This window comes from Peptoniphilus rachelemmaiella (genome assembly GCF_943169845.1).
Lineage (GTDB): Bacteria > Bacillota > Clostridia > Tissierellales > Peptoniphilaceae > Aedoeadaptatus > Aedoeadaptatus rachelemmaiella.
Window position 1 is genome coordinate 70,457 of record NZ_CALPBW010000006.1, and the last position, 23,675, is coordinate 94,131.

Here is a 23,675-nt window from a genome sequence, read left to right on the forward strand (position 1 = left end):
CATCTTTTATCTCCGCCTTTTCGGGGAATCATGTTCAAATGGGGTGTAATTTAGTATAATAGTGTGGAGGTGTTCTATGATTTATTTGGAAGCAACGGCAAACATCGGCATGGAAGCCGTATTGAAACGGGAAGCTCAGGCTCTGGGCATGAAAAACATTCGCGTGCAAGACGGCCTCGTGTCCATGGAAGGAAAGACGGAAGACATCAGTCGATTAAATTTACATTTGCGCACGGCGGAGCGGGTGCACTGGGTGCTTGCCCGCTTTGAGGCGAGAAGTTTTACGGAGCTTTTCGACGGCGTATACGATTTGCCTTGGCCGGACATTATGCCCAAGACGGCGAATTTCATTACCGAGGCCAAGAGTAAAAAATCACAACTCTTTTCTCTGTCGGATATTCAAAGAATCACGGAAAAAGCCGTGGTCAACAAATTGCAGACCCGCTACAAAACCGAATGGTTTGAAAAAAACGGGGCCCGCTACCGCATCGGCGTGCGAATTGTCGACGACTTGGCCACGATTTATATCGACACATCCGGCGACGGACTTCACGACCGGGGCTACAGAAAGCGCTCGGTGAAGGCGCCATTAACGGAAACATTGGCATCGGGGCTGGTGCAGCTCAGTTTTTGGAACAAAAACCGTATGCTCGTGGATCCTTTTTGCGGCAGCGGCACCATTTTAATCGAGGCGATTCTTTTAGGCAGAAACATCGCCCCGGGGTTGAATCGTCGTTTCGACTTTGAGTATTGGAACCTGGAGGGGACCAATGAAAAGGCCATGCGAAAAGAAGCCTTTGAAATGATCGACTACGACAGCAAATTGGAGCTTTACGGCTTCGACATAGATCCTAAGGCCCTGGAAGCGGCGCGAATCAATTTGGATTCCCTGGGCTTTTTAGACGACGTGACTTTAAGGGAAAAAGACATTGCCCAGCTGGACCTGGCCGGAGACTACGGCGTCATCATTACCAATCCCCCTTACGGCGTCAGGATCGAAGACAAAGAGTCGGTCATGGCACTAAATCGTGAGCTGGGTCAATTGGCGAAAGCATTGCCCACATGGAGCCACTACATTATTACGGCGGACGAAGGCTTTGAATACGGCTTCGGCAAGAAGGCGGACAGAAAGCGCAAGCTTTACAACGGAAAGATCAAGACAGACTACTACCAATACTACGGTCCCAGGCCCTAACAGGGGAAAGAGGCAGGCATGAGAAAGAGCGAGATTCCAAGCAACATAATCGAGACCAAGCTTTTGGACACCATGACCGATTTAATTCGCGTCGTGGACAAGGACAATCGCGTAGTCTACTATAATCATGCCATGGAAAAAGTATTGGAGAAAAACGAAAGAGACGGAAAGCACGACGATGACCGCATGACGGCCCGCGCCCTTGGAAGTGGCGAAAACATTCAGCGGGAGACCTACATCGGCGAAACCTACTATTCCGTAAAAACCAATCCCATTCGATCGGAAGCCGGAGATATTATCGGCGCCATCGAAGTGTTTCGCGACAAGAGCGTGGAAAAGCGGCTTCAGGTGGAGTTGATCGAAAAGAATCGCGCCCTAATCGAGGAGCAAATGAGTGCCGCCTCCATTCAGCGGGCCCTTTTGCCCCAGCGGGGTTACGATCGGTTTTTTTATACAGACTATTTCTATCGACCGGCGGAAATTTTAAGCGGCGACTTCTTCGACATTATTGAAATCGACGAAGACCACACAGCCATTTACATGGCCGATGCCGTGGGCCACGGCTTCGCTTCCTCCATGGCGACTTTATTTATTTCCCAAACGATGCGAAACATGGATCCGGAGATTTTGGTGGATCCCACCGTGGCCATGATGGAGCTGGTGCATCGCTTCCGGGAGCTGAATCCGCCGGACACCATGTACTTCACCATGTTCCTCGGCGTGTATTCGAAAAAGAACAGGAAATTCACCTATGCCAATGCCGGCCACGATTGCCCGCCCCTGTTAAAGCGAAACGGCCACGTGCGGCTCTTGATGAACGCGGGCTTTCCCGTGACGCAATTGGTGGAGGCGACGTTTTATGAGTGCCGCAGCGCCTATTTGCAAAAAGGCGACGAATTATTATTTTACACCGACGGGATTACGGAATGCCGCAGTCGGGGCAGAAAGCAGTACGGCGTAGATGCCTTGCGGGATCTGTTCAGCCGAATCGGCGACGATCCCCTGGCGGAAATTCAACAGGCACTTAGCGATTTTATTTACGAAGACATCGTAGACGACATGACCTGCCTTTATGTGAAGATGATTTAGGCGAGGCGGTGGATTCAAAATCCCTTGAACCTCTCCGTGAGTTGGTGTAAGAACCCGTAAAGACCGTGGAAATGTCTATAATTGAAGAAAAGGGCTTCGTTTAAGTCCTTACACGCCAACGGCATAAAGGCATGGATCTTTGTGCCGTTTTTTATTTGTTTTATTGTATTGGCGGGAGCCTGTGAAAGGCAAGCTTGCCTGAATGGCGAACCGCGGAAAAATCAGGAAGGGATAAATAAAAGGAGAAGGCATTTTGCGGAAAAACCCGTCCCTCGAAGAGAAACTTTTTACAAAATCACTTGAAACCCTATCCCGTATGTGATAGTATGTTAAATTTTTCTGATTATGGTATAATTAAATAGAATATAGGCAGGAGAGGAGGAAGCTATGTTTAAAATAGGTGATAAGATCGTCTATCCCGTACACGGTGCCGGCATCATCGTCGATATCGAGACCAAAGTCATTTTGGGAGAGAAAAAAGAATACTACGTCATGAAAATTCCCGTAAACGAAATGAAAGTGTTGGTCCCCCTGGGCAGCATGGGCGATGTAGGGATTCGCGATATAAAAACACCGGAAGAAATGGACAAAGTCTTGGAGGTATTGAAGGATCCCGGGAAGGAAAAAATGCCGACCAACTGGAATCGGCGCTATCGCTTCCATCAAGACAAGATTAAAACCGGCGACCTGGAAGAAATTGCCAAGGTCATTAAAAATCTGGAAAGCTTAGACAGAGAAAAAGCCCTCTCTACGGGGGAACGTAAAATTCTTAACACGGCCCGGCAAATTATATTGTCCGAAATGGTCCTCGTTTACGACAAGTCTTTCGACGAAGTGGTGGAGCTGGTGGATCAAACCATGGCGGACGGATGTTTGAAGGACATTGAAGAAAGAAAGTAGGGTGCCCATGGGAATTCGATCCAATCGCATCTTCCACTGGGCGTTCCGACTGCTCTTTACCCTTTTGGGATTGGCCGTCGCACGCCTGGTCTTAAGACTGTTGCGCGATTTGAATGCCATGAAAATACTGGGCCGTCTGATTCCCCCTGCAGCGATTCCCGTGGTTATTTTTATTTTATTTGCCATTTTATTTTTTATTCTCGGGAAATACGCTTACGGGGCGCTTTGGCGGTTTGTAGGTTTTGTCGAATCAGAAATGAAAGACGTGCCTGCATCGGATATTTTTTGGGGCATCTTCGGTCTGATTATCGGAATCATCATTGCCTTTCTCGTCTCCCTGCCCATCTACCGACTGAACATCGATTACATCAGCAGCTTTTTATCTCTGATTATCTATGTCGTACTAGGGGTGCTGGGCATACGGATTATGCTCTTTAAAAGGGAAGAAATCGCCACATCCATTCGGAATCTTTTTCTCCAGGGAAGCGGCGCCGTGAAATTGAAAAACGTCGATAAAAAACAGGGCGTACCGAAGCTTTTGGACACCTCGGTGATTATCGACGGGCGCATCGTCGATATAATCGAGCTGGGCTTCATTGAAGGGCCCATCGTCGTGCCGAACTTCGTTTTGCGGGAGCTTCAGGGCATCGCCGATTCTTCAAACGGCATGAGTCGGGCGAAGGGCCGAAAGGGCTTGGATGCTTTGAAAAAGCTCCAAGAAGACAGTCGCTATAAAATTAAAATTCTGGAAAAAAGCTACGGCGATATAACCGAAGTGGACACCATGCTTCTGCGCTTGGCCAAAGAAGTGAAGGGCGTGGTGGTGACCAACGACTATAATTTAAACAAGGTGGCGGACGTGCAGGGCATACGGGTGTTGAACATCAATGCCTTGGCCAATGCCATGAAGCCCGTCTTCGTCGCCGGCGAGAAGATCAATGTCTTCGTCGTCAAGCCCGGCAGTCAGGACAAACAGGGCCTGGGCTATTTAGACGACGGCACCATGATCGTCGTGGAAAACGGCATCGACTACATCGGCCACAATGTGGACTGCAAAGTGACCAGTATGCTTCAAACCTCGGCGGGAAAAATGATTTTCGCCAAACCATTGGATTAAAAAGCGACCCGGTTCGTGGGGATCCACGTTCCTCGGGTCGCTTTTCATTGTATGGGCTTATTTTAATTTGAACAGGTGGTGAACCTTCTTGCCTTTGCGGACGTGGACACCTTTTTTAAGGGCATCTAAAGTGATGATGGCATCGTGGGAAGCGACTTTTTCGTCGTCGACGGACACGCCGCCTTGTTGAATGAGTCGGCGTCCTTCACTGGTGGAGGCGATGAGATCGCCTTTTTGCATCAGTTCCACAATGGTGATGCCGTCTTTCACATCTTCTTCTGCAAGCTCCGTGGTGGGCATGTGTTCCGTATCGCCGCTGCCGCCGAAGAGAACGCGGGAAGCTTCCAGAGCCTTGTCCGCTTCTTCCTTGCCGTGAACTTCATTGGTGATTTCCCAAGCCAAACGTTCCTTGGCTGCATTCAGTTCTTGGCCTTCCAGTTTTTCGTAATCGCCGATTTCTTCGTCGCTGACGTCGGTTAAGAGTTTCAGGAACTTAATGACATCGCGGTCGTCGCAATTACGCAGGTATTGGAACATTTCGTGGGGCGGCGTCTTGTTGGGATCCAAGAAAATGGCGCCCTTCATGGATTTGCCCATCTTTTGGCCGTCGGCGGTGGAGAGCAGCTTGAAGGTCATGGAGTAGACCTTGCCGTCGTCGAGCTTCCGAACCAAGTCGTAGCCGCCGAGCATATTGCTCCATTGGTCGGAGCCGCCTAATTGCAATTGGCAATTGTATTTTCTGTAGAGGAGCAGGAAGTCGTAGGACTGCATGAGCATGTAGCCCATTTCGAAGAAAGTCAGCCCTTGTTCCAAACGATTGGCATAAGCGTCCAGCTTCAGCATATGGTTTACGGAGAAATGCACGCCGATGTTGCGCATGAATTCCAGGTAGCCCAGATCCAAGAGCCAATCCGCATTGTTGGCGACGATGGCCTTGCCGTCGGAATAATCGATAAAATGAGATAATTGCCGTTTGAAGCATTCGATGTTGTGGTCGATGTCTTCGCGGGTCAGCATTTTGCGCATGTCGCTGCGTCCGGAGGGGTCGCCGATTAAGGTGGTGCCGCCACCGAAAAGGGTAATGGGCACGTGACCGGCCCGTTGGAAATGTTGAAGAACTTTTACTTGAAGATAGTGGCCTAAAGTAAGGGAATCCGCCGTTGCGTCAAAGCCGATATAAAAAGTAATCGGTCCTTCTGCCAAGCGTTCACGCAATTCTTCGGGGAAAGTTACTTGGTCGATGTAACCTCTTCTTTCAAGTAGATCAAATACGTTTTCAGTCATAATGCCTCCTTTTTTAAGCACAAAAAAAGCTCCTGCGAAAGGGCGTCTTCCAACGCGGTACCACCTTTCTTCGCAAAAAGCCTCAAGCAAATTATCATACTCCGGCGCTGTAATTTTGGGGACGCCATCATCGTATCTATGAATTTGATATCCATTATATGGAGGGACAAAAACTTTGTCAAGCAAAAAAGCGTTTTTTTCTGAAAATTGTGTTATGATGAAAAAGAGGTGGCATATGATTGGCGTGGATCTGGTTTACATACCGCGAATAAAAGAAATACTGAACAGGCGAGGCGAGGCTTTTCTGCAAAAAGTGTTTTCGCCTGAGGAACGGGCAAATCTGCGCCTGCACCCCAATACCGTGGCCGCACACTTTGCCGCAAAAGAGGCCATGGCCAAGGCATTGGGCGCGGGTCTGTTTAAGGCGGGCTTTAAAAACCTGCTTGTTTTCTACGACGAAAGCGGCGCACCCTACGGACGCTTTGAGCAGCATTTCTTTGATTTATCCATCTCTCACGAAAAAGACTACGCCGTCGCCGTGGCGCGGCTTAGGACAGGCGAGGGGCCTTCGGTGTCGAAGGAGGCGGCGAAAATGCTCCCCGTCGTGAATCTGAGTGACCACAAAGGCGCTCGGGGAAAGGCGGCCGTCGTCGGCGGATGCGCCGGGATGTTCGGCTCCGTAGACCTCGCCGCCTCGGCGGCATTAAGGGCCGGTTGCGGCCTGAGTTACGCCTACGTTCCCGACGATAGTTTCCGCGACTTTTCTTTGCGTATGCGCGAAGTCATCGTAAAAAAACAAAGTGCGGCGGAGGATTTAAAGGACGTGGACGCCTTGGGGCTCGGTCCTGGCATGGGCCGCGACGACAGGGCGCGGGATGTGTTTTTGAAAGTATACGGCCTCGCCCTTCCCATGGCCGTCGACGCCGACGGGCTCTACCATTTGGCGGAAGCGAAGGTGCCATCGGCGGGACCGAAAATTTTCACGCCCCACGCCGGGGAAATGGCCCGCCTCATTGATCGCGATGTGGCCTGGGTGAACGCCCACCGAGACGAAGCTGTGGATGCTTGCCTTCGTCGCTACGGCGGCGTGGTGGTATTGAAGGGACACGACACCATCGTGGCTTCGAAAGACGACCGCGTAGTCAACGAAACGGGCAATGCCGGCATGGCGACGGCGGGCTCCGGCGATGTTTTAACCGGCGTTATCGCATCGTTTTTGGCCCAGGGCATGGATTGTTTTCAAGCGGCCCGCCTGGGGGTATACATACACGGACTGGCAGGAGATCTCGCCGCTTTACATAAAAGCAAGCGGGGAATGATCGCTTCGGATCTTATCGAGTATTTGCCTGAAGCCTTCCTCCGCCTCGAGGCCGCGAGAGAGATCTGTCAGAAATAGAAAGGTTGTGATCTATGGTTATTAAGAGAGGCGATGTGTTTTATGCCGATCTGAGCCCGGTTATCGGTTCGGAACAAGGCGGCGTAAGGCCCGTGGTCATCATTCAAAATGATGTGGGCAACAAGTATTCGCCTACGACGATTGTTGCGGCGATTACATCGCAAATGAACAAGACAAAACTGCCGACTCACGTCAAGGTGAAGGCGGCGAACAATGATTTGCCGAAAAACTCCGTGATTCTTTTGGAACAGGTGCGTACCATCGATAAAAAGCGGTTGCGGGAAAAAATCGGCAAGTTCGGCACAAAAATTATGGACGACGTCGACGAAGCATTAAAAATCAGCATCGGTCTGTAATACATAGACGAGCGCGGGCAAGCCCCGCGCTTTTGTCGTTTTCATTGGTCTAAGCCTTGGATTGTTGTATAATAGATAAGATGAATTAAGACACAGAAAGGATGAGATTGTGAAACGCAATTGGAAAAAAATAAGCGCGGCCTGTGCCCTCGGATTGATGTTTATGGGCGCGGCCATTCCCGCTTTTGCCAAAGACGACGATCCTTTGGTTTCCTTGAGTTATTTAAACCAAAGGCTTGAAGCCATTGAAAAAAAACAAAACCAACAACCGGCGTCCGTTGCAACTTCCGGTACCATGGAAGTGGTGGAGCTGAAGGCGGGCGATAAAATTATCGCGGCCCAAGGGGCGGAGATGATCCCGAGAAGCGGGCGGGTGGACACCATCGCCCAAGAATTAGGCGGCCTCAGCGACATTACCGTCGGCGTGGATTTAAAACAAGGGGAGAAAGCGCCCTTAAACCATATGCTCATTGCACCGAGAAGTGACGGCCGTGGCCTTGTGGCCGCCACCGACGCCATTGTACTCGCGCGGGGCAATTACCGCGTGGTACGAGGACTTTAACGGGGATGACGATGAAAGTTCTTCATCTTATCAGCGGCGGCGACACCGGCGGGGCGAAGACCCACATCTATACTTTGCTGAAGGGCTTGGAAGGCTATGGCAAAGTAAGCATGGTGTGTTTCTGTCCCGGTCCTTTTCTCGACGGCGCCTTGGAATTGGGCATCGATGCCCGCCTCGTAGAGCAGAAAAATCGCTTCGACATGGGGGCATTAAAAGAAGTGGCCCGCATGATCGAGGACGAAGGATTCGACTTAATCCACTGCCACGGCGCGCGGGCTAATTTTAACGCCCTGTACCTGCGAAAGCGCGTGGATGTGCCCATGGTCACCACCTTGCACAGCGATTACCTACTGGACTTCAAAGATAATTTTATTAAGGACAAGGTCTTTACGCCTTTAAACAAATACGCCTTAAAGCGATTTGACAACTACATCGCCATTACGGAACGCTTCAAGACCATGCTGGTAAGTCGTGGTTTTCCGGAAGATGCCATTTTCGTCACCTACAACGGCATCGACATGAAAAAGACGGAGCTCGCCGTAGATAAAGACCGTTTTTTGGATCGCTACGGATTAAAAAAATACGCCCATCGCATGCTCTTTGTCATTGCCGCCCGCCTGGATTTGGTCAAAGACCACATGACCCTTTTGCGCGCGGTGGCCTTAAACAAGGAAGCCTTCACAGGCACACACGTACTCATCGCCGGGCAAGGGCCGGAGCGGGAAAAGCTCATGGCCTATGTGAAAGATGAGGGTCTGGAAGATTTGGTTTCATTCTTGGGCCAGGTCTCCGATCCCTTTAGCCTTTACGGGGCAGGGGATGTGAATCTCCTCACCTCCGTATCGGAAAGCTTCCCCTACGCCCTTCTCGAAGGGGCTAAGGCGAAAATTCCCTTTATTGCCACGGACGTCGGCGGCATCGGAGAAATGGCGGGGGACTATGGCATGGTCTTTCAACCGAAAGATGCCGAAGCCATGAGTCGGAAAATGCTTTATGCCCTGAATCATCCCGATGAAATGAAGGCGCGGGGCGAAGGCCTTTATGAATACGTAAACGAACACTTCAGTCAGGAAGCCATGGCCGAAAGCCATGCAGAAATCTATCAGAAAATTCTTCAAAGGAGCCAACATGATCGATAAAAAAGGAAAACTCTTCGGCAAAATCAATATTATTGACTGCCTCTTCTTACTCATCCTTATCGTCGCCGTCGTGGGTGGTGCATCCCGTTTTAAGGAATCCCCCATTTCCGTGGAAAGCACGTCGAAAGGAACGATGACTTTTCTCGTGGACAATGTGCGTATGCCAACGGCGGAGAATATTACCGAAGGACAAGATATCTACAGCTCCGACAAGGGAACTTACCTGGGTAAAATCCTACGCAAGACGGTAAAGCCGTATAAAGACGCGGTGGAATACGAGGGCCAATGGGTCAAGGCGCCGGTGCCGGATAAGTACTCCATTTACTTGGATGTGGAAGTGGACATTAAGGATTCGGACAAGTCCTACGCGGTGGGCAGCGAAGAGATTCGCGTCGGCAACGATTACCGCGTCAAGACAAAAACCTCCGCGTTTACGGGCATTTGCGTCGGCATTAAAAAAGACGGAGAGTAATTTATGATTCAATCCAGTGTACTGATTCAAATTTTACTTTTCATCATAAGGGCATTGGAGAATTGGTATAAACAAAGTTTGCTCCACGGCTTTTTCGCTGCCGTCGGCGGCGCTGTGAGCAGACAGTGGAAGGCATCGAAGGTCCATAGAGCGCTCGACGGGGCGGAGGGCGTCTTCACTCAAAGCCTGGTTTTTCGCATCCTTCGTTTTTTCTATCGGTTGATTAACACCGTTTGTCATTGGGTGCGCCTAAGAATTGCGGGAGCCGTAGAAGGCTCCGTGGGTTTCGACATTGTGGACAGCTATGCATCCTTGGATTCCGCCCTGAAAGTAACGGGCATGGCATCTATGGGATTCGGCTTGAGCGTCATTATTTTAGGCCTGTTTCATCGCAGCCTTTACGGCATCTTCGGCTTGGTCTTTCTTTTCGGCGGCCTTTTCGCCAACTTCCTGGGAACCGATACGCAGGAGAAGCTCGACAGTTCCCTCGTCGTGTCCGCGGTGAAATGCCTGTGGCGCCTGCTTCTACACGATAAGGAGGCCGAGTCATGGAAACGCGCGTAAAAATCAATCCCCTCCTTTTATTTGCCCTGGGCTTTGTCATTGGCGGTGTGGGTCTAGCGATTAAGATTCCCTTCGTCATCCTGCTGTTTTTAGGACTCATCGGGGTCATGGTCTTTTTCGAAAATCCCATGATCAGCCTCATCGCCACCACCTTCGGCTACATTTTCTTGCCCGATGTGCTGGTTCTCGCGCTTTTGTACGGAACCTTCGGATTGTTTATCATTAGAAAATTTTTAAAAAAAGACGATCCCCTCGTCGTGGCCGGCCACGAAATCGTACCCTATATCTATTTTCTCTTAATGGTGATCCAAACGGCCACCTCGATCTATCCCATGGGTTCGGTCCGGGATTTGGTCATCCACACCGGCGGCTTCATGTATTTGATCTTTATGATTAACGAAATCAAGACAGAAGAACAGTTTCACGGCATGATCGTCGCCGTCAGTGTCGCCGCTACCATTCTCGCTCTTTACGGCGTTTACCAATACTTCGGCGGGGTGGACGTGAAGGATGGCTGGGTGGATATATACTCTAACAGCCCCATTCGTGCCAGAGCCTATTCACTTTTCGGCAATCCGAATATTTTCGCCGAGTATTTGGTTATGGCCATCCCCCTCACTGTGGGCATCTTTTGGTCCACGAAGCGAGACGGCGTGCGTCTGTTGTTTTTAGCCATGTTTGTTTTACAAATGGCATCACTTATTATGACTATGTCACGGGGTGGTTGGCTGGGTATTGGCGTAGCGGCCTTTGTCTTTATCTGTCTCGTGCGAAAAGAACTCTTGCTTTTGGCTATTCCCTTGATGGGAGCCACCGTGTATGTGGTGCCCACAAGCATCGTCAATCGCTTTATGACGATTTTCGATTTCGCCGACTCGTCCACTTCTTACCGGTTTAAAATTTGGGAGACGACGGAAACCATCATCCACAACCATCTTCTCGTAGGACTTGGCCTTGGGTACCGGCCCTTTAAAATGGTTTTCGAGCAGTATTTGCGAGGCATGGGTATTTTTCACGCCCACAATGCTTTCCTGCAGATCTTTGCGGAAATGGGCATTATCGGCTTCGTGCTCTTTCTGATTTTTATGGTCAGCATCTTCGTTAATTTGGCGCGCTACCCCTTAAAGAGTGAAAACTGTTATTTGAAAATTATGGGCGCAGCATTGGCTTCATCATTTGCAGGCATGCTCTGTCACGGTATGTTCGAAAACATTTTTTACATGACCAAGATCACGACCACCTTCTGGCTGCTCTTGGCTTTGACCTTTGCACTGGTACGTATTTGCAAAAAAGACCTCGCAAACCCCCTTGCGGAGAAAAGGATGGATTCTTATGGGAAAGAAAGTTTTATTTAGTGGCTATTACGGCTTCGACAACAGCGGCGATGACGCGATTTTACACGCCATCGTAGCGGACATCAGGGCCTGTGATCCCACCGTACAATTAAATGTCCTCTCCTACGATCCACCGCGAACCCGTAGGCTATACGGCGTCAATGCCACCCAGCGCTTTCACTACAAATCCGTGAAGAAGGCCCTCATGGGAACGGATCTCTTAATTAGCGGCGGCGGCTCGCTCCTCCAAGACGAGACCTCCTCCAGGAGCTTGTATTACTACTTGGGGGTTATGGCCCTGGCGAAGCGTTTGGGAAAAAAGATCTACGTCTATGCCAACGGCGTCGGCCCCATTCACAAGGCCCTGAACCGAAAACTGACGGCGCGCATTCTAAACAAGGTGGACTACATTACCCTGAGGGATGCGGACAGCGCCAAGGTCCTTCAAGACATTGGCGTAAACGTGCCGCCGGTGGAAGTCACCGCCGATCCCGTGTACGGCATCGAAGGCATCAGCCCGGAGGCGGCGAAAGCTATTTTGCGGCAAGAACGCATTGATGCAGATCAACGCTTCCTCGCCATCGCCGTGCGCCAGTGGAAAAAAGCCCCTGCGTTGGCGACGAAAATCGCCTACGTCGCCGATCGGGCCCACGAAGAATTAGGCCTTGAAATTTTATTTACGCCCCTGCATTATCCGGAAGACAAGCATTTCGCCGAGAGCATCAAGGCGAAAATGGTACACAAGGATCATTGCTACGTCTTAAGCGGCAATTACGGCGTGGAAGAGATGGAAGGGATCATCGGCCTGTGCGATCTTTTAATCGGCATGCGCCTCCACGCCTTGATCTACGCCGTTACATCGAAAACGCCGGCGGTGGGCGTGGTCTACGACCCGAAGGTCAAGGCCCAATTGGAAGCCCTGTCCATCGACGCGGACATACAAGCCGAAGGCATGGACGAGAAAAAGCTCTTAAATGCCGTGGTGGCTATGTACGGCAAGCGGGATGCGGAGCGGGCGCGCCTCGAGGCCCAGCACCGGGTGCTCTTGGAAAAAAGCAGGAGGAATGTGAAACATGTCTTCGACCTTTTACAATCCTAAGGACAAGATCAAAATCTTTAATACCGTGGTGGATCCCGTGAGCGAGGAAGAGAGCCGCAGAATTCTTTCCGATTTTTTAGATGAAGGCGGCTTCCATCGAATCTTCACGCCCAATACGGAAATTGTCATGGCGCTGAAAGACGACGCCGAACAAGCGGCGGTGATGAACGCGGCCGATCTCGTGGTGCCCGATGGCATCGGTTTGGTCATCGGTTCGAAAATGGGGGGCCATCCCTTGGAAGAGCGGGTTACCGGCTACGATTTGTCCGTCTATCTTCTGGAATTGGCCAAAGAAAAGAACAAGCAGGTTTTCTTTTTAGGCGGCGAGCCCCATGTGGCGGCGGAAGCGAAAAAAAGGGTAGAAGAGAAGTACGGGCCCATTGTAGCAGGAGAGCACCACGGGTATTTTAAAGGTGCCCACCGCGGCTATGAAAATTCCGAGGAAGAGGCGGCGGTGATCCGCGCCATCAACGAAAGCGGCGCGTCGATTCTCTTTGTGGGATTGGGCTTTCCGAAGCAGGAACAGTTTATTTTAAACAACAAAGACAAGCTCGAGCACATCGTCGTGGCCATTGGAAACGGCGGCGTCTTAGACGTGTTGGCGGGAAAAGCCAAGCGGGCGCCGGAGGTTTTCATCCGACTCCACCTGGAATGGTTTTATCGCCTGTTAAAAAACCCGTCGAGAATCGGGCGGCAAATGGCCATTCCGAAATTCTTATGGACCATCGCAACAAACAAAAAGGCGGTCTCCGTCGTGAAAGAAAACAGAGGAGGATCTCATGAATCATAACGAACAGTTCGCGGTCAACACCTTGCGGGCACTATCCATCGACCAAATTGATGCAGCCAACTCCGGTCACCCGGGCCTGCCCTTAGGCGCGGCGCCCATGGCGTGGGCACTGTGGGCCAATACATTAAATTTCGATCCTAAGGACCATTTGTGGCCCAATCGCGACCGTTTTATTTTAAGCGCCGGCCACGGAAGCGCCCTCTTGTATTCTTTGTTCCACCTCTTCGGCTTGGGCCTTAAAGCGGAAGATTTAAAGAACTTCCGTCAACTGGATTCGAAGACCCCCGGCCACCCGGAATACGGCCACACCGCCGGCGTGGAAACCACCACCGGCCCCTTAGGCGCAGGGATCTCCACCGCCGTCGGCTTTGCCATGGCGGAAACCCGCCTTGCCGCCATCTACAATGAACCGGGCTACGACTTTATCGACCACTATACTTACGTCCTCTGCGGCGACGGCGACTTAATGGAAGGCGTGAGCAACGAAGCCTCCTCCATCGCCGGTACCTTGGAACTGGGCAAACTCATCGTCCTCTACGATTCCAATAACATCACCATCGAAGGCAATACGGAACTATCCTTTAAAGAAGACATCGCCGCCCGCTACCGCGCCCTGGGCTGGCAAGTGCTCACCGTGGAAGACGGCACGGACATTGATGCCATTTCCCGGGCCGTGGAATCGGCGAAACAGGAAAAGGTCAAGCCCACATTAATCGAAATTAAAACCGCCATCGGCTACGGTTCGCCTTTGGAAGGCTCCGCCGGCGTCCACGGCTCGCCCCTTGGCGAAGAAAAGAATCAAGCCACCCGCGACAAATTAGGCTACGACGTGGCGCCTTTTGAAGTGGCCGACGAAGTGAAGGCCTTAGTCGACGAAAAGCTGGAAGAAAAGCGCAAGGTCTACGACGAATGGAAGGCATTGGAAGAAAAATACAAAGAAGCCTTCCCGCAAAAATACGACGCCTTTCTGGCAAGCTACGATACGAAAAAGCAAGACCTCTCCTTTATGGACGAAGACGCTTACTGGGCGCCTGTTGAAAAAGACATGGCCACCCGGGCCAGCTCCCACGAAATGCTGCAGCGCGTCGCCGCCGGCATGGACAATCTTTTTGGCGGAAGTGCCGACTTGGGCCCCTCCAACAAGAGCGATATGAAAGGCGAGGGTCAATACAGCGTGGACAACCGCTTAGGCGGAAACATTAACTTCGGCGTCAGGGAGCACGCCATGGGCGCCATCGTGAACGGCATCTATCTCCACGGCGGCTTCCGCTCCTACGGTGCCACCTTCCTGGTCTTCAGCGACTACCTGAAGCCCCAGCTTCGTCTCGCCGCCCTCATGGGCATTCCCACGGCCTACATCTTCACCCACGACAGCATCGGCGTCGGCGAAGACGGCCCGACCCACCAACCCATTGAGCACTTGGCTATGCTTCGCTCCATTCCCAATATGATTACCTTCCGCCCGGCGGATTCCACGGAAGTGGCCGCCGCTTGGTACGTGGCCATGCACAGCGAGTCCACACCTGTGAGCATGATCTACACCCGTCAAACCCTGCCGGAGCTTGAAGGCTCTTCCAAGGACGCATTAAAAGGCGGCTATGTGGTGAAAAAAGAAGCCAATGCACTGGATCTCATCTTTATCGCCACGGGCAGTGAAGTGCACCTGGCCATCGAAAGCGCCGAAGCCCTTGAAAAAGACGGCCACGGCGTCCGCGTGGTAAGTATGCCCTCTCAAGAACTCTTCGACGAACAATCGGAGGAATACAAAGAAGCCGTGCTTCCCTCGACCATGCGCAACCGAATTTCTGTCGAAGCGGCCACCACCATGGGTTGGTACAAGTACGTGGGCCTGGACGGCTTGGCCATCGGCATGCATTCCTTCGGCGCATCGGGCAAGGCTTCGGAAGTATTTAAACGCTTCGGCCTCACCGCAGAAGCCGTAACGGAACAAGCCAAGGCCTATTTATCGAGCCGCAAGTAATGACGTCTCGAAGAAAAACAGCGGCGTTGCTCTTAGTGCTCGCCTTGTCTTTAGGTGGCTGCACTGAGAAAAGCACCTACAAAGACGGCACCTACGAAGGGCGGGGAAAGGGCTATAACGAAAAGGAGCCCATCGTCCTTCGCGTGGTCATCGACGACGGCCGCATTGCAGACATTGCCGTAAAAAGCCACGGAGAATCGACGGAGCAAGTACCTCAGGTGGAAAGCGCCCTGGAGAAACTCCCCGGCGCCATGGTGCGAAAAAACACCCCTAGCGTCGATGGCATTGCCGGCGCCACGGAAACTTCGGCGGGATTAAGCGCCGCCGTAATCGATGCGCTTCACAAGGCCGGGAAATAAAAGAGGACCTCTGTAAAAACAGGGGTCCTTTTCAATAGAAAAATTTTTGAAAATCGGGAATGGCCGCGTGAGGCATTTCCGATTTTTTATTTATAAACCATTATTCGCTGCGAATGGCGTCGAGAGCCGAGAGGTTCATGGCGCGCTTGGCGGGGAAGTAGCCGGCGGCGATGCCCACCAAGGTGGAAAAGACGAGGGCCACCAAGATGAGCCACAGGGGAATGTGGGAGATCTTTACCGCCTCTTCCGCACCCTGAGCCATGGCAAAGCGGTTGCCGATGAGATTAAAGCCCGCGCTCATCATTAAACTCAGCGCCACACCAATGACGCCGCCGATAAAGCCGATAAGGGCGGCTTCGGTGAGAAAGAGCTTCTGAATGTCCTGAATCGACGCGCCGATGACCTTCATGACGCCGATTTCTCGGGTGCGCTCGTAAATGGACATAATCATGGTGTTGGCGATGCCGATGGCGGCGACGACAAAGGAGATGGAGCCGATGCCGGCGAAGATGGCGTTGACGATGGTCATAGCCTTGTTCATGCTCTTGATCATTTCCAGCATGCCCATGGCGTCGTAGTCCAGGGCCTTAATGCCGTCGGATACCTCTTCGGCATTTTTCATGTCATCCACCCGCACCTGAATGCGGTCGTAGTTGTGGGTGTTGGGCCGATCCATTTTTAAGCGGTCCATTAAATCCATATAGCCGTCCACGGTCATAAAGACATTGTTGTCGTAGTCCATTTTTTTCGTCTTGGCGATAAGCCCCGTGACTTTTAATTCCGTCGATAGACCGGTGCCGGTCCCGGTGCCTCCCATCATGGAGACGTCGGAGGAGGTAATCGTCATGGCTTTGCCTGCGGCGTTAAAAAGCGGCGGCGGATCCTTGTCCTCGTCCATGGCGGGCATGGTCGTGGAGCCCGTGGGGTCGTAAAACATATCCACTACCTTGCTGCCGAAGAGCATTTGGCCCTTGCCGTCGCCGTGGAAGAAACTGCCCTTGTCCATTTCCCAGCCAAGGGAATCATAGGTATGTTTTTCCATGGCCGTAATGCCCACGAAATCCGATTGAAACTTTCTATGCTTCATGCTCACGCTGGTGTTGTAAACCGGCGTCACGTCCACGACGTGAGGAAGCTCTTTTAATTCCGAAATAGTTTTTCTCGTGAGGGCCTTGCCCTTTCCGCCTTCTTCTTTCTGCGTCACATTGATGTTTTTCACATCGCCGAAGTCTTCGATCATGCGCTTGTTGTTTTCCGTCATGCCGTAGCCGAAGCTGAGCATAATGATGATGGAGACACAGCCGATGACCACGCCGAGAAGGGTGAGGCCCGTGCGAAGTTTTCTGGCGAGGAGATTCTTCTTCGCCATGTCGAATAGGTCGCGGTAACTCATCAGATCGTCAAATCCTCGTCGTTCGTGTCGCCGCCGTTTTTGCGCTTCTTATAGACGTAGAAGCCGATGGCGCCGACAATGGCGGCGATAAGAGAGACGCCTAAGGGAACAGCCCATGCGGGGCGGGACGTTTCTTCGCCTTCATCTTCAGGGGCGGGCATATCGCCTTCCACCTGAACCACAAAAGGCTTCACCAATTCCTGTTTTCTGCCCGTGGCATCGTCGTAGGTAATGACGATTTCGCCCTTTTGCTCGCCCTTTGCCCGAGGCGTAATGTTCACGTCGTAAGTTTGGGCACTGCCCGGCGCCACATTGCCGGCGAAATAGGTGTTGGTATCCGCATCGAAATTGCCCCGCATTTTCACCATCACATTGGAGAGCACAGATTTGCCCGTGTTGAAAAATTCCAGGGACAGAGGCATTTCGCCGCCGACAAAGCCTTCTTTGTCAACCTTCAAATCCCCCAATTCGATTTCCGCACTTTGGATCACGGGGATGCCGATGATTTCCGAAGAAGTGTAGGAATTGCCTGCGCTGTCTTCGTATTCGAAATTCGCCGTAATGGTGTAGGTACGGGGGGCTGTGTCCGGTGCCGTCGTCAAAGTAATTTCTTTTTCCGCGTGTTTCTTTGGCTTTATCTTGTCGATGAAAAAAGTGTTGCTGCTGCCGATGGGGATAAAGGCACTGCCGCCGCCACCGCCGCCCGAAGCCGAAGCTGCGGCTTCCATGGCACCTGGGGCGCTCTGGCCGGAAGAGGTAGGCACGTCCACGGCATCCGCTGCATCGGCGGAAAGGGCGACTCGCAGATTTTGCACGGTTTTCTTGCTATTGGTATTTAGAATTCTGAAGTACAAAGTAAAGGGAACCCCGGCTTTGACGTCCACGGGATCGTAGGAGTAGTGGTCGATGACAAGCTTCGGCGTATTGTTGCCCGTAGGGGCCTGGCCGCCGCCTGAGGAAGCACCTTCAGAGCCCGTAACGGGAAGGGGCGCGCCCATGTCTGCGCCGGAGAAATCGCCCATGGATCCACCGGAGAAATCGCCGGAAGAGGCGGAAGCCGGGGAGGGAGCCGAGGCGGAGTTTGAGCGAACGGTGACGATTTGTTTGCTTTCGTGGACTTCGTTGGTGTTTACATCAACATAGGCGACAGAAAGCTTCACGGGATAGTTTTTGCTTTCAGCGCCGGGGGTCATTTGAAAAGTAAAGGTGTAGCTTTCTTTTTGATTCGGCGCGAAGTATTTGGCATTGACCGTGGTCACCGATTTCGGCACCAAGCCGTTTAAATCCTGAGATTCCGCTTGAATGCGTATGTTTTTTGCCCCGCCCTTGCCGTTATTTTTAATGGAAAAGCGAATGGGAATGTCGGCGCCGCTGCCGTCGTCGTGGGGCCAGCTTATGTCGGTGAAGTCCAGAATGGATATGGGGGCGTGGCTCGTGGATTCCACCTTTACCGGGGGAATGGAATCGGCGTTGTTTGCAGCCGTTGCCACTTGGGGGGCGACGCTTGTAAGTATCAGACAACCGGCTAAAAGCCATGCTTGTTTTTTCATAGGGTCTCCTCGTTGTTGTTTTGGGGGAGAAGTTCGAGCTCCCGTGCTTTTTCGATAATCTGTTGCGTTTCGTCACGCACAATTTTTCCGTCCCTGAGCTCGACGATGCGATTGGCGTAAACGGCGGTTTCCAAATCGTGGGTGACGATGATGAGGGTTTGCTTATGTTCTTTGGCGAGGTCGCACATCATTTCCATGATTTCCACGGAGGTGTTCGTGTCCAAATTCCCCGTGGGCTCGTCGGCAAAGAGAATGGGCGGCGCGTCCACAAAAGCTCGGGCGATGGACACCCGCTGTTGTTGGCCGCCACTCATTTCGCTGGGCTTGTGGTCCAGGCGATTGCCCAGGCCCACCCGCTCTAAAATGGCGCGGGCCTTTGCTTCCCGTTCCTGTTTTTTCACGCCCTTGAAAATAAGCCCCAAACTCACGTTTTCCGTGGCCGTCAAGGTGGAAATTAAATTATAGGATTGAAAGACAAAGCCCACGTTTAACTGGCGAAACTTCGTGAGCTTTTCCTCGGAAAGTTTCTCCATGTGGATTTTACCGTTTATAATAATTTCGCCCTTGCTGGGTCGATCCAATCCGGCCATCATATTTAAAAGGGTGGATTTCCCGCTGCCGGAGGTTCCCAGTAGGCAGAGAATTTCTTCTTTCTGAATATCTAAATTGACGCCACGAAGGGCATAGACTTTTTCTTCGCCCATGTGGTAGACTCGGTACAAATTCCTTATGCGAATCAATGGATCCAAAGCATCACATCCTTCCTATCATTATACCATTTGTGAAAGAATGATGTACATTTCAAAGAAGTGACTTATTTTAAGACTTGTCAAAGATAGAAAGAAGCGGCCCATGAATAGAGACGGAAAACAGTTTTACAATTTGGATAGGAATCGAAAAGAAAGGCGGCTTTTCGACGAAGTGGTCTACGGCGAGAACAAGGCGCCGGAGCATTTAAGGGCCTGCATCGAAGGGCTTTTAGAAGCACAGAGCGAGGTGTTCGTCACCCGCCTTTCGCCGGCGGCCTACGAAAAATTAGGCGACTTAAAAGAGAAGCTGGATTACGATCCCCTCTCTGAAACCGCCGTGGCGGGCACAAAAAAAGAGCCCGTAGGCTCTGTAGCCGTGGTGACGGCGGGGACCGCCGACAGTAAAGTGGCGGAAGAGTGCGTGCGTAGCCTCGCTTATTTCGGCGTAAAGGCGGAGCGTTATTACGACGTCGGCGTGGCGGGAATCCACCGCCTCTTCGAAAAGATCGACGCCATCGGTAGCAGCGACGCCATCGTCGTCTGCGCCGGCATGGACGGGGCCCTGCCCTCCGTGGTGGCGGGGTTGGTGACATCGCCTGTTATTGCCGTGCCGACCTCCGTGGGCTACGGTGCGTCCTTTAACGGCGTGGCGGCTCTGTTAAGCATGCTCAATTCCTGTGCCGAGGGCGTGGCCGTGGTGAACATCGACAACGGTTACGGCGCAGCTTACATGGCGGCGGAAATCGTCTACGCCATTCATCAAAAGACGAGGTAATCCTCCTCGGACAAAAAGGCGTGAACGGGCAGATCGTATTCGTCACGGGGCACGTTCTCGACCAGTTGTTCGTGAAAGCCTACGCCCAATCGAAAACCCGCGTGGCTCGAGAAGAAGCGGTCGTAAAAACCGCCGCCGTAGCCCATGCGATAGCCGGAATGGTCGAAGGCGAGGCCCGGTGTAATGATTAAATCGCAGGTCGTTTCTTCCCGTTCCCGAGCCAATTCCTCCGGAAGTTCCAAAATGCCCCAATAATTTTCAACGAGCTCGTCTTTCGACAAAAGGCGGGCCATTTTCATTTCCGGATCGCCTTTTTTCGTGGCGGGAATCAAGACCTCTTTTTCCTTCAGTAAATCGTCGAGCCAGCGAATGGTTTCCACTTCGCTTCCCACGGAGACGAAAATGAAAAATCGACGTGCCTTTTTGTATTCATCCAGGGACTTAAGGCGAGAAAAAATCGCCCGGGACTTTTCTTTTCGCGTCGATTCGGGAATTTCGTCGCGAATTTTCCTGTAATTGTTACGTAAACATTTCTTTTTCATGGCAAATGGCCTCCCGCCTTTCATATTTTTGTAACTTATACTATAATAAATGAGATAAATTGTGTGGAATGAGGTGTGTTGTTGATTACGTTTCAAAATGTCTATAAAGAGTACAAAAACGGCGTACAAGCTTTAATGGACATTAATCTGGAAATCCCATACGGTCAATTCGTTTTTATCGTCGGCGCATCGGGCGCAGGCAAAAGTTCCTTAATTAAATTGTTGATCTGCGAGGAAAAAGTGACTCGCGGCCACATTTATGTGAACAATAAAGACATTACCGAATTGTCTTCTTGGTATATACCCAAATTGCGGCGTCAAGTCGGCGTCGTGTTTCAAGACTTCCGCCTGCTTCAAAAAAAGACCGCTTACGAAAACGTGGCCTATGCCTTGGAAATCGTCGGCGAAAGCGGCCGCACCATTAAAAAGCGCGTGCCGGAAGTGTTGGAGCTTGTCGGATTAAGCGATAAATTAAACAGTTATCCGGGCGAATTGTCCGGTGGGGAAGGGCAGCGCCTCGCCATTGCCCGTGCCATCGTAAACAAACCGCCCGTTTTAGTGTGCGACGAGCCCACGGGAAATTTAGACTTCGAGACGGCCATGACCGTCATGCAAACCTTAAAGCGCATTAACGATGATGGCGCCACGGTGATTATGGCCACCCACGCCAGAAAAATTGTCAACCATATGCAACGCCGGGTCCTTACCCTCGACAACGGTCGAATCATCAGCGATGTGAACGTGGGAGGTTACGATGCGGTGGATTAGACAGTTCGGCAATAACATAAAAGAAGCCTTTCAAGGCATCGCGAGAAACAAGGGCATGAGCCTTTTGTCCGTCATTTCCATTATGGCCGTTTTGGTCCTCTTCGGCGTGGTGGTGCTGTTGGTCTTAAATATGACCGGCATCGTCAACGAAACGGAAAAGAAAGTGGACAAAGTGGTGGTTTACTTAAATGACGATGCCAACGAAGACAGCATACGGGCCATTATTAAAAAGGCCGAGGCTACAGGCTATGTGAAAGAGGTCAGCTACACGTCAAAAGAACAAGCTTGGCAGGATTTTTCCAAGAACATGGAGCTTACCAACGACGCCTATTTCTTGGAAGGCATGGAAAAAAATCCCCTGCCGGCCTCCCTTACTTTGCAGCTGTCCAACATAAAACAGGCGAAAACCGTGGCCAATACCTTACAGGGCATGCCAGGGATCTATCAAGTGGATTACCTCAATGAATTAATCGGCAAAATCGTGCAAGTCAACGATTGGGTACGCATTTTAGGTGTGGTCATCGTGGCGATTCTTTTGATTATCGCCATCGTGCTGATTCACAACACCATTAAATCCACCATCGCCAATCGCAGTCAGGAAATTCAGATCATGAAATACATCGGTGCCAGCGACGGCTACATCCGTCGGCCACTTTTGATCGAAGGCATGGTCTTCGGCATTGTGGCCGGTGCTTTGGCCTTGGTACTGGTGTACTTAGGCTACAAAGGCATGTTCGGCCTGTTCGATGAAAAACTCAATGTCCTTATGGGCCTGAAGCTGATCCGCCCCGCGGATATGCTGAAAGACATGGCCATTATGTTTCTATGTATCGGTGTCGGCGTCGGCTTAATCGGAAGCTCTCTGTCGCTGAAGCGGTTCTTAGATGTATAGACGGTAAACAGAAGGAGGTTCACTTTGCAAGGGAATCACAGGAAGAAACTTTCCGCGGCTCTCGCTATTTTAATGTTAAGTTCACAGCCGGTAGCGGCGTCGGGTTTAGAAGCCGCCCGTTCCAAAGCGGTGCAAAAGAAAAGCTCGATCCGATCCAATATGGCCGGCACCCAATCCAAGATCAGTCAAACGAAAGGCCAAGTGGCTGCGGTTCAGGCGGAAATGAGCGCCTTGGATGCACAAATCACTCGGGTCAATATAAAGATCGATCAATTAAACGGCGAAATGCAAAAGCTTCAAGCTGAGATTGCGAAAACGAAAGCGGAGCTGGAGGCGGCAAAGGCGGAGCTTTTAGAGAAAAAAGATCTTTACGCCAAGCGCCTTCGCGCCATGTACATCGCCAACGACCGCGGCTACTTAGATATTCTTCTGGATTCCACGGACGCCACGTCCTTAATCGGAAATGCCCGCATGATTCGCTCCATTGCCACCAGTGACCGCGAGCTTATCGACGAAATTAACGCCAAGGTGAAGGAAATCGAAGAGAAGCAGGCCCTTCTCGCCGAGCAGGAAAAGCAGTTGGCTCAAAAGCAACAACAAGCTCGCATCGAACGGAGCAATCTTGAGGCGGCCAACGCGCAAAAGGCAGGCTACATGAACAGCCTGATGAATAATTTAAGTGCCTATGAAGCACAATACGACGCCATGCTTCGGGAATCCGATGCCATTGAATCGCAAATCGCGAATTTGGATCTGTCCATTCAAAAGGCGAAACAAGAAGAAGCGGCGCGCCTGGCCAAACAACGGGCGGCACAACAAGTACGTCGCCAAAAAGCATCCGCGCCCCGTGCAAGGACTGCCGCAAGCAGTGCCCCTGCCGACGTGGTTCAGTATGGCGCCAAGGCGACACCGGAAGCGCGAACCGGCGAATTGTATTGGCCTGTACCGGGTCATCACCGGATCACTTCGCCTTTCGGCTATCGGATCCACCCGATTTTGAAATACCGCAAACTCCACACCGGCGTGGACATCGGCGCACCAAACGGCACACCGGTGGTGAGCGCTGCATCGGGCACGGTCATTGCTTCTCGCTTTATGGGCGGCTACGGCAACTGCGTTATGATCGATCACGGCGGCAAGGTTACGGTCTACGGCCACTTATCTTCCAGAGCCGTAAGCCCGGGACAGTCGGTATCCGCCGGCGAAACCATCGGCTACGTGGGCAGCACGGGCATGAGTACCGGCGCGCACTTGCACTTTGAAGTGCGGGTCAACGGTGCGGTGCAAAACCCCCTTAACTATTTATAATCGAAAGCAAAAGAACCTTTCTTCGGGAAGGTTCTTTCTTCCATTTACAAAGAGGAGTTCC

The 23,675-nt window shown here is 51.7% G+C and carries 24 protein-coding genes; 19 read left to right on the forward strand and 5 right to left on the reverse strand.

Annotation, left to right across the window (positions count from 1 at the left end):
- The first annotated feature begins 76 nt into the window (after nt 1-76).
- The 4 genes from KO087_RS03895 to KO087_RS03910 all read left to right on the forward strand — a co-directional run bounded on the left by KO087_RS03895 (nt 77) and on the right by KO087_RS03910 (nt 4,301).
- Nucleotides 77-1,195, forward strand: a complete 1,119-nt coding sequence (locus KO087_RS03895) for a THUMP domain-containing class I SAM-dependent RNA methyltransferase (protein WP_215507908.1) — start codon at nt 77-79, stop codon at nt 1,193-1,195.
- A gap of 18 nt (nt 1,196-1,213) precedes the next feature.
- Nucleotides 1,214-2,284: a SpoIIE family protein phosphatase gene (locus tag KO087_RS03900; RefSeq protein ID WP_215507910.1), complete on the forward strand. Its 1,071-nt coding sequence runs from the start codon at nt 1,214-1,216 to the stop codon at nt 2,282-2,284.
- Between the two features lie 387 nt (nt 2,285-2,671).
- Entirely contained in the window at nt 2,672-3,184 is a 513-nt protein-coding gene (locus tag KO087_RS03905; protein ID WP_215507912.1) for a CarD family transcriptional regulator, read from the forward strand.
- Between the two features lie 7 nt (nt 3,185-3,191).
- Nucleotides 3,192-4,301, forward strand: coding sequence for a PIN/TRAM domain-containing protein (locus KO087_RS03910; RefSeq protein WP_215507913.1), 1,110 nt, complete (start codon nt 3,192-3,194; stop codon nt 4,299-4,301).
- Nucleotides 4,302-4,358: 57 nt separating this feature from the next.
- On the opposite strand, the gene tyrS is transcribed toward KO087_RS03910, so the two are convergent.
- Complete coding sequence (tyrS, locus tag KO087_RS03915) at nt 4,359-5,585, reverse strand: tyrosine--tRNA ligase (protein ID WP_215507915.1); 1,227 nt, start codon at nt 5,583-5,585, stop codon at nt 4,359-4,361.
- Between the two features lie 214 nt (nt 5,586-5,799).
- Here tyrS and KO087_RS03920 point away from each other — a divergent pair, with 214 nt between their 5' ends.
- From KO087_RS03920 to KO087_RS03970, 11 genes are all read left to right on the forward strand, one after another.
- Entirely contained in the window at nt 5,800-6,981 is a 1,182-nt protein-coding gene (locus tag KO087_RS03920; RefSeq protein WP_215507917.1) for an NAD(P)H-hydrate dehydratase, read from the forward strand.
- A gap of 14 nt (nt 6,982-6,995) precedes the next feature.
- Nucleotides 6,996-7,337, forward strand: a complete 342-nt coding sequence (locus KO087_RS03925) for a type II toxin-antitoxin system PemK/MazF family toxin (protein WP_215507919.1) — start codon at nt 6,996-6,998, stop codon at nt 7,335-7,337.
- Nucleotides 7,338-7,446: 109 nt separating this feature from the next.
- A complete protein-coding gene (locus KO087_RS03930; protein ID WP_215507921.1) occupies nt 7,447-7,899 on the forward strand; it encodes a hypothetical protein in 453 nt (150 codons plus the stop codon).
- Between the two features lie 11 nt (nt 7,900-7,910).
- Nucleotides 7,911-9,038, forward strand: coding sequence for a glycosyltransferase (locus KO087_RS03935; RefSeq protein WP_215507923.1), 1,128 nt, complete (start codon nt 7,911-7,913; stop codon nt 9,036-9,038).
- A complete protein-coding gene (locus KO087_RS03940) occupies nt 9,028-9,510 on the forward strand; it encodes a DUF4330 domain-containing protein (protein WP_215507925.1) in 483 nt (160 codons plus the stop codon). The genes KO087_RS03935 and KO087_RS03940 overlap by 11 nt, the downstream gene beginning before the upstream one ends.
- A 3-nt stretch (nt 9,511-9,513) precedes the next feature.
- Complete coding sequence (locus KO087_RS03945; RefSeq protein WP_215507934.1) at nt 9,514-10,074, forward strand: hypothetical protein; 561 nt, start codon at nt 9,514-9,516, stop codon at nt 10,072-10,074.
- Complete coding sequence (locus KO087_RS03950; RefSeq protein WP_215507936.1) at nt 10,059-11,429, forward strand: O-antigen ligase family protein; 1,371 nt, start codon at nt 10,059-10,061, stop codon at nt 11,427-11,429. Before KO087_RS03945 ends, KO087_RS03950 begins: the two co-directional genes overlap by 16 nt.
- Entirely contained in the window at nt 11,407-12,507 is a 1,101-nt protein-coding gene (csaB, locus tag KO087_RS03955) for a polysaccharide pyruvyl transferase CsaB (RefSeq protein ID WP_215507940.1), read from the forward strand. The genes KO087_RS03950 and csaB overlap by 23 nt, the downstream gene beginning before the upstream one ends.
- Nucleotides 12,482-13,297: a WecB/TagA/CpsF family glycosyltransferase gene (locus KO087_RS03960; protein WP_215507941.1), complete on the forward strand. Its 816-nt coding sequence runs from the start codon at nt 12,482-12,484 to the stop codon at nt 13,295-13,297. Before csaB ends, KO087_RS03960 begins: the two co-directional genes overlap by 26 nt.
- Nucleotides 13,287-15,278, forward strand: coding sequence for a transketolase (gene tkt / locus KO087_RS03965; protein ID WP_215507943.1), 1,992 nt, complete (start codon nt 13,287-13,289; stop codon nt 15,276-15,278). Before KO087_RS03960 ends, tkt begins: the two co-directional genes overlap by 11 nt.
- On the forward strand, nt 15,278-15,637 hold the full coding sequence (locus KO087_RS03970) for an FMN-binding protein (RefSeq protein ID WP_215507945.1): 360 nt from the start codon (nt 15,278-15,280) through the stop codon (nt 15,635-15,637). Before tkt ends, KO087_RS03970 begins: the two co-directional genes overlap by 1 nt.
- 100 nt (nt 15,638-15,737) lie before the next feature.
- Here the strand turns inward: KO087_RS03970 and KO087_RS03975 are convergent, their stop codons facing one another.
- From KO087_RS03975 to KO087_RS03985, 3 genes are read right to left on the reverse strand one after another with little or no spacing between them, the layout of a single operon-like run.
- Nucleotides 15,738-17,030 carry an ABC transporter permease gene (locus KO087_RS03975; RefSeq protein ID WP_215507947.1) on the reverse strand — a complete coding sequence of 431 codons (1,293 nt, stop codon included), beginning with the start codon at nt 17,028-17,030 and terminating at the stop codon, nt 15,738-15,740.
- Nucleotides 17,030-18,580: a COG1361 S-layer family protein gene (locus KO087_RS03980; RefSeq protein ID WP_215507949.1), complete on the reverse strand. Its 1,551-nt coding sequence runs from the start codon at nt 18,578-18,580 to the stop codon at nt 17,030-17,032. Before KO087_RS03980 ends, KO087_RS03975 begins: the two co-directional genes overlap by 1 nt.
- A complete protein-coding gene (locus KO087_RS03985; RefSeq protein ID WP_421949888.1) occupies nt 18,577-19,329 on the reverse strand; it encodes an ABC transporter ATP-binding protein in 753 nt (250 codons plus the stop codon). Before KO087_RS03985 ends, KO087_RS03980 begins: the two co-directional genes overlap by 4 nt.
- A gap of 103 nt (nt 19,330-19,432) precedes the next feature.
- Here KO087_RS03985 and larB point away from each other — a divergent pair, with 103 nt between their 5' ends.
- A complete protein-coding gene (gene larB, locus KO087_RS03990) occupies nt 19,433-20,104 on the forward strand; it encodes a nickel pincer cofactor biosynthesis protein LarB (RefSeq protein ID WP_215507951.1) in 672 nt (223 codons plus the stop codon).
- Here larB and KO087_RS03995 read toward each other — a convergent pair.
- Nucleotides 20,089-20,646, reverse strand: coding sequence for a 5-formyltetrahydrofolate cyclo-ligase (locus tag KO087_RS03995; RefSeq protein WP_215507960.1), 558 nt, complete (start codon nt 20,644-20,646; stop codon nt 20,089-20,091). The two genes, larB and KO087_RS03995, sit on opposite strands and share 16 nt — an antisense overlap.
- Before the next feature lie 81 nt (nt 20,647-20,727).
- Between KO087_RS03995 and ftsE the strand changes: the two genes are divergently transcribed.
- The 3 genes from ftsE to KO087_RS04010 are packed head-to-tail and all read left to right on the forward strand — an operon-like array spanning nt 20,728 to nt 23,614.
- Nucleotides 20,728-21,414, forward strand: coding sequence for a cell division ATP-binding protein FtsE (ftsE, locus tag KO087_RS04000; RefSeq protein ID WP_215508006.1), 687 nt, complete (start codon nt 20,728-20,730; stop codon nt 21,412-21,414).
- Nucleotides 21,401-22,306, forward strand: coding sequence for a permease-like cell division protein FtsX (ftsX, locus tag KO087_RS04005; protein WP_215507962.1), 906 nt, complete (start codon nt 21,401-21,403; stop codon nt 22,304-22,306). The genes ftsE and ftsX overlap by 14 nt, the downstream gene beginning before the upstream one ends.
- A gap of 24 nt (nt 22,307-22,330) precedes the next feature.
- Complete coding sequence (locus KO087_RS04010; protein WP_215507964.1) at nt 22,331-23,614, forward strand: murein hydrolase activator EnvC family protein; 1,284 nt, start codon at nt 22,331-22,333, stop codon at nt 23,612-23,614.
- The last annotated feature ends 61 nt before the right edge of the window (nt 23,615-23,675 follow it).

Excerpts from the sequence above, each read along its gene's own strand:
- KO087_RS03895 (WP_215507908.1), top strand. The coding sequence starts at position 77 with ATGATTTATTTGGAAGCAACGGCAAACATCGGCATGGAAGCCGTATTG.
- KO087_RS03900 (WP_215507910.1), top strand. The coding sequence starts at position 1,214 with ATGAGAAAGAGCGAGATTCCAAGCAACATAATCGAGACCAAGCTTTTG.
- KO087_RS03905 (WP_215507912.1), top strand. The coding sequence starts at position 2,672 with ATGTTTAAAATAGGTGATAAGATCGTCTATCCCGTACACGGTGCCGGC.
- KO087_RS03910 (WP_215507913.1), top strand. The coding sequence starts at position 3,192 with ATGGGAATTCGATCCAATCGCATCTTCCACTGGGCGTTCCGACTGCTC.
- tyrS (WP_215507915.1), bottom strand. The coding sequence starts at position 5,585 with ATGACTGAAAACGTATTTGATCTACTTGAAAGAAGAGGTTACATCGAC.
- KO087_RS03920 (WP_215507917.1), top strand. The coding sequence starts at position 5,800 with ATGATGAAAAAGAGGTGGCATATGATTGGCGTGGATCTGGTTTACATA.
- KO087_RS03925 (WP_215507919.1), top strand. The coding sequence starts at position 6,996 with ATGGTTATTAAGAGAGGCGATGTGTTTTATGCCGATCTGAGCCCGGTT.
- KO087_RS03935 (WP_215507923.1), top strand. The coding sequence starts at position 7,911 with ATGAAAGTTCTTCATCTTATCAGCGGCGGCGACACCGGCGGGGCGAAG.
- KO087_RS03940 (WP_215507925.1), top strand. The coding sequence starts at position 9,028 with ATGATCGATAAAAAAGGAAAACTCTTCGGCAAAATCAATATTATTGAC.
- KO087_RS03945 (WP_215507934.1), top strand. The coding sequence starts at position 9,514 with ATGATTCAATCCAGTGTACTGATTCAAATTTTACTTTTCATCATAAGG.
- KO087_RS03950 (WP_215507936.1), top strand. The coding sequence starts at position 10,059 with ATGGAAACGCGCGTAAAAATCAATCCCCTCCTTTTATTTGCCCTGGGC.
- csaB (WP_215507940.1), top strand. The coding sequence starts at position 11,407 with ATGGGAAAGAAAGTTTTATTTAGTGGCTATTACGGCTTCGACAACAGC.
- KO087_RS03960 (WP_215507941.1), top strand. The coding sequence starts at position 12,482 with ATGTCTTCGACCTTTTACAATCCTAAGGACAAGATCAAAATCTTTAAT.
- tkt (WP_215507943.1), top strand. The coding sequence starts at position 13,287 with ATGAATCATAACGAACAGTTCGCGGTCAACACCTTGCGGGCACTATCC.
- KO087_RS03970 (WP_215507945.1), top strand. The coding sequence starts at position 15,278 with ATGACGTCTCGAAGAAAAACAGCGGCGTTGCTCTTAGTGCTCGCCTTG.
- KO087_RS03975 (WP_215507947.1), bottom strand. The coding sequence starts at position 17,030 with ATGAGTTACCGCGACCTATTCGACATGGCGAAGAAGAATCTCCTCGCC.
- KO087_RS03980 (WP_215507949.1), bottom strand. The coding sequence starts at position 18,580 with ATGAAAAAACAAGCATGGCTTTTAGCCGGTTGTCTGATACTTACAAGC.
- larB (WP_215507951.1), top strand. The coding sequence starts at position 19,433 with ATGAATAGAGACGGAAAACAGTTTTACAATTTGGATAGGAATCGAAAA.
- KO087_RS03995 (WP_215507960.1), bottom strand. The coding sequence starts at position 20,646 with ATGAAAAAGAAATGTTTACGTAACAATTACAGGAAAATTCGCGACGAA.
- ftsX (WP_215507962.1), top strand. The coding sequence starts at position 21,401 with ATGCGGTGGATTAGACAGTTCGGCAATAACATAAAAGAAGCCTTTCAA.